The organism is Bradyrhizobium sp. (assembly GCF_017881085.1).
GTDB lineage: Bacteria > Pseudomonadota > Alphaproteobacteria > Rhizobiales > Xanthobacteraceae > Bradyrhizobium.
In genome coordinates this window covers 1-11,665 of record NZ_JADGRI010000161.1, presented here as the reverse complement: position 1 = coordinate 11,665, position 11,665 = coordinate 1, and the positions used below count along the sequence as shown (strand labels likewise).

Annotated in this window: 14 protein-coding genes; 9 read left to right on the top strand and 5 right to left on the bottom strand. The window is 64.0% G+C overall.

Annotated features, from left to right (window positions below; genetic code table 11):
• The coding region (locus tag QZ213_RS16205; RefSeq protein WP_291687101.1) for a DUF2147 domain-containing protein at positions 1 to 357 on the top strand (357 nt) is incomplete at its 5' end.
• A 1-nt stretch (position 358) separates the two neighbouring features.
• Here QZ213_RS16205 and QZ213_RS16200 read toward each other — a convergent pair.
• Positions 359 to 1,513, bottom strand: a complete 1,155-nt coding sequence (locus QZ213_RS16200; RefSeq protein WP_291687100.1) for a DUF3095 domain-containing protein — start codon at positions 1,511 to 1,513, stop codon at positions 359 to 361.
• Positions 1,514 to 1,619: 106 nt separating this feature from the next.
• Positions 1,620 to 2,261: a TetR/AcrR family transcriptional regulator gene (locus QZ213_RS16195; RefSeq protein WP_291687099.1), complete on the bottom strand. Its 642-nt coding sequence runs from the start codon at positions 2,259 to 2,261 to the stop codon at positions 1,620 to 1,622.
• Between the two features lie 225 nt (positions 2,262 to 2,486).
• Here QZ213_RS16195 and QZ213_RS16190 point away from each other — a divergent pair, with 225 nt between their 5' ends.
• The 6 genes from QZ213_RS16190 to QZ213_RS16165 all read left to right on the top strand — a co-directional run bounded on the left by QZ213_RS16190 (position 2,487) and on the right by QZ213_RS16165 (position 7,988).
• On the top strand, positions 2,487 to 2,984 hold the full coding sequence (locus tag QZ213_RS16190; RefSeq protein ID WP_291687098.1) for a 2Fe-2S iron-sulfur cluster-binding protein: 498 nt from the start codon (positions 2,487 to 2,489) through the stop codon (positions 2,982 to 2,984).
• Entirely contained in the window at positions 2,981 to 4,039 is a 1,059-nt protein-coding gene (locus tag QZ213_RS16185; protein WP_291687097.1) for a xanthine dehydrogenase family protein subunit M, read from the top strand. The genes QZ213_RS16190 and QZ213_RS16185 overlap by 4 nt, the downstream gene beginning before the upstream one ends.
• Complete coding sequence (locus QZ213_RS16180) at positions 4,029 to 6,293, top strand: xanthine dehydrogenase family protein molybdopterin-binding subunit (protein ID WP_291687096.1); 2,265 nt, start codon at positions 4,029 to 4,031, stop codon at positions 6,291 to 6,293. The genes QZ213_RS16185 and QZ213_RS16180 overlap by 11 nt, the downstream gene beginning before the upstream one ends.
• A gap of 135 nt (positions 6,294 to 6,428) precedes the next feature.
• A complete protein-coding gene (locus QZ213_RS16175) occupies positions 6,429 to 7,232 on the top strand; it encodes an RMD1 family protein (protein ID WP_291687095.1) in 804 nt (267 codons plus the stop codon).
• 163 nt (positions 7,233 to 7,395) lie between these two features.
• Positions 7,396 to 7,773 carry a hypothetical protein gene (locus QZ213_RS16170; protein WP_291687094.1) on the top strand — a complete coding sequence of 126 codons (378 nt, stop codon included), beginning with the start codon at positions 7,396 to 7,398 and terminating at the stop codon, positions 7,771 to 7,773.
• Positions 7,774 to 7,781: 8 nt separating this feature from the next.
• Positions 7,782 to 7,988, top strand: a complete 207-nt coding sequence (locus QZ213_RS16165) for a hypothetical protein (RefSeq protein ID WP_291687093.1) — start codon at positions 7,782 to 7,784, stop codon at positions 7,986 to 7,988.
• Positions 7,989 to 8,121: 133 nt separating this feature from the next.
• On the opposite strand, the gene QZ213_RS16160 is transcribed toward QZ213_RS16165, so the two are convergent.
• Together QZ213_RS16160 and QZ213_RS16155 are read right to left on the bottom strand one after the other, a co-directional pair.
• Positions 8,122 to 8,328: a hypothetical protein gene (locus QZ213_RS16160; RefSeq protein WP_291687092.1), complete on the bottom strand. Its 207-nt coding sequence runs from the start codon at positions 8,326 to 8,328 to the stop codon at positions 8,122 to 8,124.
• A 209-nt stretch (positions 8,329 to 8,537) separates the two neighbouring features.
• Complete coding sequence (locus QZ213_RS16155) at positions 8,538 to 9,128, bottom strand: hemerythrin domain-containing protein (RefSeq protein ID WP_291687091.1); 591 nt, start codon at positions 9,126 to 9,128, stop codon at positions 8,538 to 8,540.
• Positions 9,129 to 9,389: 261 nt separating this feature from the next.
• On the opposite strand from QZ213_RS16155, the gene QZ213_RS16150 reads away from it, so the two are divergent.
• Together QZ213_RS16150 and QZ213_RS16145 are read left to right on the top strand one after the other, a co-directional pair.
• Positions 9,390 to 10,079, top strand: coding sequence for a cyclic nucleotide-binding domain-containing protein (locus QZ213_RS16150; protein ID WP_291687090.1), 690 nt, complete (start codon positions 9,390 to 9,392; stop codon positions 10,077 to 10,079).
• A gap of 81 nt (positions 10,080 to 10,160) precedes the next feature.
• On the top strand, positions 10,161 to 10,382 hold the full coding sequence (locus tag QZ213_RS16145) for a hypothetical protein (RefSeq protein ID WP_291687089.1): 222 nt from the start codon (positions 10,161 to 10,163) through the stop codon (positions 10,380 to 10,382).
• Positions 10,383 to 10,419: 37 nt separating this feature from the next.
• On the opposite strand, the gene QZ213_RS16140 is transcribed toward QZ213_RS16145, so the two are convergent.
• The gene (locus QZ213_RS16140; protein ID WP_291687088.1) at positions 10,420 to 11,427 is read right to left on the bottom strand and encodes a tetratricopeptide repeat protein; all 1,008 of its coding nucleotides are present in this window, start codon (positions 11,425 to 11,427) and stop codon (positions 10,420 to 10,422) included.
• Between the last annotated feature and the right edge of the window lie 238 nt (positions 11,428 to 11,665).

Here is an 11,665-nt window from a genome sequence, read left to right as displayed (position 1 = left end):
GGCGGTATCTGGTTGACCCAGGCGGGCGACGCGAAAGTGCGTGTCAGCAAATGCGGCGGCGGCCTTTGCGGGGTCGTCGTCTGGCTCAAGGACCCCATCAATCCCGCGACCGGAAAACCCCAGGTCGACGACAAGAATCCAAATCCCGCGCTGGCCAAACGTCCCATGATCGGGCTGCCGCTGTTCATGGGCATGCACCCGTCCGGCCCGAATAAATGGTCCGGGCAGATCTACAATGCCGACGATGGCAACAGCTATGTGAGCAACATTTCGGTGTCGGGTCCCGACACCCTGAAGGTCGAAGGCTGCGTCGGCGCGCTGTGCGGCGGCGAGACCTGGACCCGGTCGTCGCGCTGATTCAGGCCGGCATCGCTTTCAGCGCGGTCGCCGCCGAGGCATAGCCGCCGCGGGCGCCGTCGATGAAATGCACATGATCGCTGCGCAGCGCCGAGGGCGTGAAGCAGGTCATCATCGCCGCATCCTGCCGGTGCAGGCCGTATCGCACGGTCCCTGCCGAGGCCGCTTGCCTAAGTCGCTGCGTCAGCGCGCGCTCCAGCTCCGGCGTGCAGTCGAGGATCATCCGCAGGCCGTCGTCATATTTGCGGAAGTCGGAATTCTCCACCACCTGCTGCACATAGGTCTTCGGCACGAAACCGCCGACGCTGATGCCGGTGCGCATGATGAGATAGGCGAACAGCGTATGCGCGAGTACGCCGGCGCGCCGCCGGAGCAGCGATCCCCCGCGCTGCGCGCGCGCCTCATAGTCCACGCCGGCCGGCGGCCATCGCAGCGGCGGACCGCCGGGGGGCACCGGCCGCCCCGCATCGGGACTGCGCTCGACCAGGGCGACGATATCCTCGATGACCTTGCGAAAGGCGCTGGCGTCGGCATTCCGCGCCGGCGCCACCAGCACCGAGAGGATGAGCCCGCGCGCGGAAGGAATCTCCTCGAACCGGCACGACAATCCCGTGAGATCGGGCTGCGTCCCCGATGGCGCGACCTCGATCGCGAACTCGCCACGCTTCATCGCCGCGTCCGCCCAGCCGAGGCCACCGCCGGAGAACATCGCATAGGACAAATTCGGCGACGGCCCGAAGCGGGCGACGCGGACATCGAGTCCCTGCGCCCGCACGGCCGCGACCGGCACCAGCGCCACGCGCATCGCCAGATTGAGATCGTCCCTGACCCAGCTCGCGGTCGCCGCCAGCGCCTCGCGGGCGCGCCCGAGATCGTCAGGCGACACCGCAAAACTTGCGCCGTCGCCGCCGAACACGAACGGAAACTCGCGCCCGTCCAGCGCATTGGTGACCGCCGAGATCACGGCGGCGCCGGCCATGTTGACCGCCTTGTAACGCGCCTCGGCGATCGCCCTGGTCGATTCCACGATATCGGCGACGCCGATGCTCCAGTCATCCGGCAGCGGCGAATACAGCGCCGGGTCCATCAGGCTGGCAAAGCCGCGAAAGACCGGAATGCTGCCGTAGAAGCTGTCGCTGCCGCCTGGTGTGCTCATGGACGCGGGATGATCCGGATTCTTGCAATCGTCAAACAGATACGGGCGGGATCGGAATTCGGGTTCAAATGGCGCGCTCCGGGCTCCATATCGCCATAGGCGGATCTTATTTGCGGCTCTTGCCAGATCCACGCCGCGGCGGCCTGCCCTTGATGCTTTCGTCGGCCTTGGCTCTCACCCGGAGGCCATCGACAAAGACATCGAGCAGCCGCACGACGCTTTTCTGCCAGCCTGGCTGGTCGTGCAGATAGCACATGCCGACGAGCGCCCGCAGCAGGTCTTCCGGGCTGATGTCGGAGCGGATCTCGCCGGCGGCGACGGCGCGGTCCAGCAAGGCGCCGACGGCCTTGGTCAGGCGCTCGAACGAAAAGGCGGTGAGTTCCGACGAGCTTTTCACCGCCAGCGCCAGTGCCGCCGACATCCCCTTCTTGGTGGCGACGAATTCGACATTGGACCGCAGCCAGCGCCGCAGGGCGTCGACCGGGTCGGCCTCGCTTTTCAATTGTTCGGCCAGTTCGCTGAGCTGCTGCACCTCGCGCCGATAGACCGCCTCGAATAAAGCCTCGCGCGTCGGGAAGTGGCGATACAGCGTCCCGATGCCGACCCCGGCCGTTCTCGCCACGGCCTCCAGGCTCGCCTCCGGCCCCCCGGCGCTGAAGACGGCCTTCGCAGCCTCCAGCACGCGCTCCCGATTACGGATCGCGTCGGCGCGTGGCTTTCGTACAATTGCTGCGGACCGAACTGCCATCCGATTTGATCACAATCCGATTACTTTTAGCCGGATCATCGTTTCATCCCTTTGTTCAAGCATAATCTTTTCGGAAATTCGGCTCCGCTCCGCAAGTCATGCCCCCTCCCTTGAAAAACGGAGGGTGCCTCCGTATATCCAGATCAGCGTCAGACCGGACATTCCCGTCGATCCCCTTCGGCGGCAGCGAATTGATTTTGACCATAGCATTGATCGGAGCACTGCATGAACCTCTCCATCAGCCTCACCGTGAATGGTGTCCGGCGGGACGTCGAGTTGTCGGACCCGCGCGTCACGCTGCTCGACCTCCTGCGTGAGCGCCTCGATTTGACCGGCACCAAGAAAGGGTGTGACCGCGGCCAATGCGGCGCCTGCACGGTGCTGGTCGACGGCCGGAGGATCAATTCCTGCCTCGCTTTGGCCATCAGCCACGACGGCGCCGGCATCCTCACGATCGAAGGCGTCGCGCGCGGCGACCAGCTGCATCCGGTGCAAGCCGCCTTCATCGCGCATGACGGCTTCCAGTGCGGGTTCTGCACGCCCGGCCAGATCATGAGCGCGATCGGCCTGATCGAGGAAGCGCAAGCCGGCGATGACCCGGAGCGAATTCGCGAATGCATGAGCGGAAACCTCTGCCGATGCGGCGCCTATGCGGGAATCACCGAAGCGGTGCTCGACGCCCAGCAATCTCTCGCCACCGCCAACCAGAGGCGCTCCGCATGAAAAACTTCGAATACGTCAGGCCCGCGAGCGTCTCGGACGCCGTCGCTGCCGCGGCCGTGCCGGGTAGCGCGTATCTCGCGTCCGGCACCAATTTGCTCGACCTGATGAAGGGCGGCATCAGCCGTCCGGACCGTCTCGTCGACGTCACGCGCCTGCCCGGGCTCGACCGCATCGAACATCTTGCCGATGGCGGCATCCGCATCGGCGCGCTGGTTCGCAATGCCGATCTCGCGCACGATCCGGATTTCGCGAAATCCTGTCCCGCGGTGGCGGAGGCGCTGCTGTCCGGCGCATCCCCGCAGCTTCGCAATGCCGCGACCGTCGGCGGCAATCTGCTGCAGCGAACGCGTTGCGGATATTTCTACGACACTGCCAGCGCCTGCAACAAACGCGAACCGGGCACCGGTTGCGATGCCCGCCATGGCGAGAACCGCCTGCACGCCGTGCTCGGCTGGAGCGAGGCCTGCATCGCCACCCATCCGTCGGATTTCTGCGTGCCGCTGGTTGCGCTCGACGCCGTCGTCGAGATCGAGGGCAGAGCCGGCCGGCGCGAGATTGCGCTCGAGGCGCTTTACCGTCTGCCCGGCGATACGCCGGAGCGGGAAAACGTGCTCGAGCCCGGTGATTTGATCGTCGCCCTGCGGCTGCCACCTGCAGTCCGCACGTTCTCGGCCCATGCCCGCTATCTCAAGGTCCGCGAACGCACCTCCTACGCCTTCGCCATGATATCTGCCGCCGCCGGCTTGCGAATCGAAGCGGGCAAGATCCGTGACGCGCGGCTTGCGCTCGGCGGCGTGGCTGCAAAGCCGTGGCGCGCCCGCCCGGCTGAAGATATTCTCGCGGGCGCCAGTGCTGATGCCGCCACCTTCCGCCGCGCCGCGGAAGCGGCATTGGCTGACGCCAAACCCTCCGGCGACAATCTGTTCAAGATCGAACTCGCAAAACGCATCATCGTGCGGGCGCTCACGCTCGCAGCCGTGGGAACGCCGGCGCGAATGTCCGCCCTTCCCGGTTCACCTTTCGCATCCGTATCCGGAGTGCTCCATGACGCCTGAGATCAGACTTGCCCAAGCCCCTGCCCATGCGCGGCATGGTTCGAATATCGGCCAGCCACTGACCCGCCGCGAAGGCGTCCTCAAGGTCAAGGGAGAGGCACGCTTCGCCGCGGACAACCATCCGCCCGGGATGCTCCACGCCGTTCTCGCGGTCAGCCAGATCGCGCGCGGCCGCGTGAATTTTCTCGACATACAGGCGGCCAAGGGCCACCCCGGCGTCGTCGAGGTCATGACCCCGGCCAACCGGCCGCCGCTCGCGGAGGATCCGGACGCCAAGACCAACCCTTTCATGTTCCGGCTGGATCTCCTGCAGAACGACCAGGTACGCTATGCCAACCAGCCGATCGCGGTCGTGATCGCCGAGACGCTGGAGGCTGCGACGGAAGGCGCGGCGCTGCTCTCGCCCCGCTACGACGTGCTGCCGGCCCGCGTGGGACTGGATAGCGGCGAAAGCTTCGTGCCACCCGCCGTCGGCGTCGGCAACCCTTCGGAAATGCGGCGCGGCGATGTGGAGGCAGGTTTGTCTGCGGCATCGAAGCGCATCGATGCGACCTATGAGACACCTGCCCAGTACCACAACGCCATGGAGCCGCACGCCATCGTTGCGGCGTGGGACGGCGATAAACTGTCGATCGACACGCCGAGCCAGGGGCTCGCCATCGCCCAGGGGCGGCTGGCGGGACTGTTCGGAATCTCGCCGGACAAGATTCATATTCGCAGCCCCTTCCTTGGCGGCGGCTTCGGCTCCAAGGGCCTGATGTCCGGGCCGCAGGTGCTCGGCATCCTGGCGGCGCGGCTGGTCGGCAAGCCCGTGAAACTCGTGCTGCGCCGCGAGCACATGTATGGACCGGTCGGCCATCGTTCGGCCTCGCGGCAGCGGCTTCGCATCGGCCTCGACGGCGACGGCTTGCTGACGGCGATCGACCATCACGCCAGGATCGCCTCGAGCAGTTTCGATGATTTCTTCGAGCCGGCCGCCGACGCCTCGCATACGTTGTACGCGAGCCCGGCGATCGCCACGTCGCACGACGCGGTCCGGGTCGACGCCGGCACGCCGCTATTCATGCGCGCGCCCGGCGAGGCCACAGGCTCGATTGCGCTGGAGAGCGCGATCGACGAAGCGGCATGGGCCTGCGGGATCGATCCGCTCACCTTCCGCATCAAGAACTACGCCGAAGTCGAGCCGATTTCCGGCAAGCCGTTCTCCTCGAAGGCGCTTCGCCAGTGCTACGCGCAAGGCGCCGAGCGCTTCGGCTGGGCCAGGCGCCCGCTCGAGCCGCGCCAGATGCGCGACGGAGCGGGCCTGCTGGTCGGCTGGGGAATGGGTACCGCAACCTTTCCGGCGCTGATGTTCGCGGCCGAAGCGCGCGCCGCGTTGCGCGGCGACGGCTCCGGCCTGATGGAGATCGGAGCGCACGACATGGGTCAGGGCGCCTGGACCGCGCTCGGGCAGATCGCGGCCGACAGCCTGGGGCTCGACGTCGATCGGGTGGAGTTCAGGTCGGGAACATCAGACCTGCCGGACGCGGGCATCGCCGGCGGCTCGGCCCACACCGCCACCGCGGGCATGGCGATCCACAATGCGGGCGCAGCGGTGATCGCCAAACTCGCCGATCTCGCCACCGGCGACGAGCGCTCGTCCTTGTTCGGCGCGGGCAACGCCGGGGTGACCGCGCGTGACGGCCGCCTGTTCCGCCGCGACGATGAAAGTCGCAGCGAGAGCTATGTCGATATTCTCAAGCGCGCCGGCCTTGCGCAGATCGAGGCCAGCGGCAAGGGCGCCGCCGACCCCGCGGCGCAATCGACCTACGCCATGCATGCCCACGGGGCTGTCTTCGCCGAGGTCAAGGTGGATCCCGATCTCGGCCAGATCCGCGTCACCCGCATGGTCGGCGCTTTCGCCACGGGACGGATCATCAATCCCCGCATGGTGCAGAGCCAGATTTTCGGCGGCATGATCTGGGGCATGTCCTTTGCGCTGCACGAAAAGGCCATCATCGACCACCGCTCCGGCCGGATCCTCAACGCCAACCTTGCCGAGTACTACGTCCCGGTGAATGCCGACGTGCCGCCGATGGAGGCCCTGATGATCGACGAGTACGATCCCCATGTGAATGCGCTGGGCATCAAGGGCGTGGGTGAAATCGGCGTCACCGGCTCGGCCGGCGCGGTCGCCAACGCCGTCTGGCACGCCACCGGCATCCGGGTGCGCCGTTTTCCGATCGGGATCGACGACCTCGTGACGGCCGGTTGAGGTCGGAAAATCGAGGGTTTCGAAAAAGAATGCCGCCAAGTCATCGACTTGGCGGCATTTTTGATCCCTGCGCCTTTACGCGAGGCGCTTGATCGGCGTCATCGAAAATCCCTCGCCGTCTGATACGTTCAGAGGATGACCAAGCCGGATCCGACCGCCCAGCAACTGACCGCGCACGCCCTCCTGATCGGCGATCGCATCAATACGGCCGGCTTCGAAGGCCAGGTCTTGTCGAGCGCCCCGCTGGCTGTGCAGGTGGGCTCGAATGGATTGGCGGTGCTATTTCGCTATGGCGTTGCGGTGTTCATCGGCCTGTCGGTCGCCGAAGAGGCGGAGTTCCTCGAGAGATTGAGCGCCCGCACCTTCGGCAAGATCACGCCTCCGGAAGAAGAGTGGGCCAAGATACAGGTCGCAAAGGAGGCCGAAGAGCCGATCCCGGTCGGCGGACCTATCCTGGTGCGGGAATTCTCCCTGGAGCGGCTGCTCGTCGTATCCGACGCGCTGGCCAAGAGCGTTGTGCTGGGACGCGACGAAAGGGAGGTGACCAACGTATTCGATACCATCGAGCCGTTTGCCCGCGAACTCGCAACATTCGGGAAGACTTCGAGAAACCGAACCGACCTTCTCAAGCTGATGGGCAACGCCTTGCTGGTGCAGCATCGCCTGTCAGGCCGGGTCGCCGTCAGCGAGAAGCCGGACGTGCTGTGGGACCGGCCCGACCTCGAACGGCTCTATGCGCGGCTGGAAGACGAATATGAGCTCAGCGAACGCGCCGAGACGTTGAACCGGAAGCTTGCGGTCATTGCCGACACCGCCACCACGCTGGCCGACATCGTCGACACCAAGCGCTCGCTGCGCCTCGAGATCATCGTGGTATTCCTGATCGCGTTCGAGATCGTCATCGCGTTCTATGAGATCTACGCCCGCAACAGGCATTAGATCATGATCTTTTCGGAAAATCCGTTTCCATTTTTCCGGCGTGCCTTGGGCCTCCAGGAAGCGTTTCGGCTGGCGGAGCTCGCGGAGGCGACATTGATCAAGGTCAAATCGCCGGGCGAAAAACGCGCCTAAATGTTAGTCTGTCGACTGGCGGATTTGAAATGTGACCGACTCCAGCAGGAAGAATCCCGACCACACGATCCGCCGTCCCAGTGCGGATCGGGACGCCATCAGCGCGGTGAAGCTGTCGGAAGCGGTGACCTCGGAGGTCGATAGCTGGGCGGAAGCACATGACATGAACCGCTCCGACGCGATCAGGGAATTGGTGCAGCTCGGCCTCGACGCGTCGGCATCGGCGGTTCCGCACGCTTCAGCCCGGCGCGACCCCGTCGATATCGAAGGGTTGGCAGTCAGGCAGATCGATCAGTCGCTTGATCCGTCGCTTCCCACCGCAGAACGCGAACGTCGCATCCGCCGGCTCACGGAGGGTCCGCCGGAATTCGCCGACGAGCGTATTGACCTGCCAAAACCGAGGGGATGATCTGAGAGATGCCCTACAGCTACGCGATCAACGACAGCGTGCTCCTGCAATTTCAGGGACCGCAGGGTCGCGAAATTCCGAAGCAGCGCAATGTCTATACCGTTACCGCGCGCCTGCCGATCGAGGCGGACGGACGCACCCGTTACCGGATCAAGTGCGAGGCCGAAAAGGTCGAGCGCGTTGTGACCGAAGAGCAGATCAGCCAGCTGGGCTGAGCGGCCGCGAAATCGATTTCTCTGCTTGGCAGCGCCTCAAGCATGATCGGTTCTGATTGAATCAGAACCGAAGCTCCAGATTCTTGACGCGTTTTCTTTGCGCGAACCGGTGTCCACTTCGCTTGAAAACGCCCTAATGCAAGCGATAGGGGACTTGGTCCCGTGCTGAATTTGATTCATGGCAGCCGACCAGCCGGACAAATTTCTGCGGATGCATGTCGTGACCATGGCAGTCGGCGGCATCCTGCTGCGACATCGGGCGTCGGGCGCCGCTGTCTTCGGTCAGATCTTTCTCGTGCGGAAGTTCGGCAGGTACCCGGGCCAGGTTGGACGTAATCATGGACAGCTCCTCGCATCTTGGAATTGACGCGACACACTCATTACCCGGCACTTCATCAATAGCGCCGAATGGTCCCGCCTGAATTGATCCGCATCAATTCAGGCGCCGCCAGCCGGATCGGATCTAGCTCACGAAATCTCGCCGGCGTCTGCACCCTGCAGGGCGCAACAAGGCTGAGGACGGCCCGGACCCAGCACGGTCGTTTCGTCTCAGGACCCTGCGCGCAGCAAGGCTGCGCGGGTTTCCTCGGTCTCCTGCTCCCATCGCAGGATGGTCTTTTGCAGATTATGAAACTTTTCCTCGACCACGCTGTCGAACAGCGGATCCTTCCGATCGTCCAGCCGGGCGTCGATTTCCGCCCAGTCTTCGCTTCGCAAGGCCTTCGCGGCGGCGGGGAACAGCAGGCGCTCCTCCTTTTGCAGGTGCTCGCGCTGATGCTTGACGAATTCCTGCACGGCGAGATGAAAACTCTCGCGCAGGAATTCCTGGTCGGCCAGCACGGAATCGACAGCCCGGGCAAAGCTCTGCAGGCGCCGGCTTTCAACCTCGTGCTCCGCCTCCACGTCGCCGAAGCGCTTTGCCCCGGCGGGATCCCGCGCCTTCAGCTTCTCGAAGATCATCTCTTCTTTGGGGTGATGGCAGCTTTGCGGATAATCCTGGAAATACTGGATCATCGTCTGCAGGATCTCGTAATCAGGCCGCCCGCCCGAATCGAATATCTCAAGTTCGTGCTCGAGAACCAGAAGCAATTTCTCGATGTTCTGATGCTCTTCCAGCAGGATTTCAATGATCTTCGGCATCGATACCCTCGACCAATCGGGGCCTACCAAACGCTAGCGCCGGCTCGACAGCGGGCATTGCGCTAAATCAATTCGCCGGCGAATTTCCGCAGCGGCCCGGCGCAACCGGCCGGTCGCTCGCGGCCACCGTGCAGGCTTTTCTCCGTGTCCGGCCAATCAGTTGACTTGGGTCAAGACGCATCGCGGCAATAGTGGGCATATGAAGTCATGCTGGCGGATTCCTCCAGAACTCAGTCCGGGACGCCAAAAACGGGGTGGCGAATGCCACGTGCTCTTTTCCCCTCTCTGTTCAGCGGAAAAACCGCCGAGGTGCCAGAGCTCCGTGAACTTCAGCGGTTGGCCACGCAGGTCTATTTCCGCTCGGGAAAAACGATATTTTCGGAGCGGGCCGTTGCCGATACCGTATTCGGACTCTCGCAAGGCGTGGTGCGCCTCTACAAGCTGCTGCCGGACGGACGCCGCCAGGTTCTGGCATTCGCGCTGCCGGGCGATTTCCTCGGCATGCCGTTCGCCGAGCGGTATAATTTTTCGGCCGACGCCATCGGCGAAGTCTCACTGTGCCGGTATTCGCGCGACGACCTCACCAGGTTCATTCAATCCAGCCCCAACATCATGCGGCTGATCATCGAATTCGCGATCCGCGAACTCGACATGGCGCAGGACCAGCTGCTGCTGCTCGGCAACGGATCGGCCGAGGAAAAGGTCGCGATGTTCCTGGTCAGCTGGCGCAACCGCCTGGCGCGCATCACGCCGTTTTCGGAAACGGTGCCGCTGCCGATGCGGCGTCAGGATATCGCCGATTTTCTCGGCCTGAAGCTCGAGACCGTGAGCCGGACGCTCGCCAAGCTCGAACAAAAGAACGTCATTCGCATCGTTCCGAAAGGCGTGTTCCTGACCGGCCTGGAGCATACGCTTATGGTGACGGGGAGAACTTATCAGCCGCAGATTTGACGATCGCAGGCTCGGCCCTGCCAGCGCTATGGATCACCTGAGACCGAACGGACAACCAGGTCGTCGGAAAGGAAGCTTTTCATGTTCGATAGTACGGGCACGCCAGCACCAGCAAGACCTGCGTTAAGCGCTCACCTCAGCCCGGAGGAGCTGGAGACGCTGGCGGAGAAGCAAATGGCCTGGGCCATGCGGATCGAGACAGGGCCTGAACGGCTCAGGGTGCTGACGGTCGCCGACGCGCTGAAGAATCTGGCCGAGATCAAGAAGCGCTTGCAGAAATATGAGCGGCGGTTGCTGAACTGACGCATTTTCAATTCGGTGGCTTCCCCGTCAACCTCATTCAATTTTTCATGCGATCGAGCTCGGTGCCCGCGACGAGATATTGCAGGGTATGAATGTTGCACACTTCGCGGGCGCGCAGCATCGGCTGCCGGGCCTGCTCGCGATTGCCCCTGGCCAGGGCATCCTCGCCCACAAACAGCGAGAGACTGCATTCGCGGCCGCGTCCCATCGCGCCGTGGTTAGATGCGGCGGAAACCTCCTCCAGCTTGATCTGGCCGAGGAAATACGCAATCAGCGTTCCCGGCCATTGCTTCAGGTTGACCTTGCCGGCAAGGCCATCAAGTTTCTTGCTGTCGTCGTGGCCCGCCCTCGCATCGGCAAGATGCAACCAGGCGATCTGGTAGGGCATCCACAACACATCGTCGGCCCGCGAACTCGCTCCCAGTTCAAGCGCCTTGTCGAAGTCGGCGGCCGCCGCATCATAACGGGCTGCCAGGAATTCGGCGTAGCCGCGTTCATTGTAGATATCCCAAACGTCAAGATTGGCGTCCTTGATATCGCTGGCAAGCGCCGCGGTGCAATCCGCGATCGCCTGGTCATAGGCGCCCTTCGCGCGCAGGCTGGTCGCGCGCTGCAGCAAGGTGGGAGGCGAAGCTTTGAGTTTCAGTGCAGCACTGAAATCAGCGACCGCTGGATCGAACTGCTGGTTCATATGGTAGGCTTGCCCGCGCTCGGTGAGAATGGCCACGTCTTCGGGTTTTGCGGCGAGCACAGCCGAGAAATCCGCGATCGCGTTGTCGCGCAGGCGTTTGCCGTCGTCGAGCCGGTTGAAGGCATCGGCGATCAGGCTCTTGGCGGAGTATTCGCGCCCGCGGCCCTTGCGCGCGATCAGTTGATCGTCGGCCGAGAGATCGCCCGCGGCCAGCGCCTGGGTGAAGAGCTGGATGGCTTCGTCGCCGGTGCCCTTTTCAGCCGCGGCCTGCGCAGCCCTGAGGTCGGCGACGCCGGCGGCCTGCACGTCCGTGACAAACAGGACCATGCAAATGGCTGCGAACAGTGATCTCATCATATCGAGGAATCCTGCAGTTGGCGCTCACCGCGAACGGCGATTCTATCTCGGCTTGGCGCAACCTCGGAGCGACGCGGGCTCAGAACCTTTTCCCCGGCGAGAATCGCGGCTGGCGCTGACGCTTCGGCTGATCCCAGACAACCACCCATGCCGCGGCGGCATGACCTATCAGCCGCGGCTCGGTGCGCAACTCCAAGCCGCGCGGAACTGTGGATTCGCTGATCGGCTGTTGTAG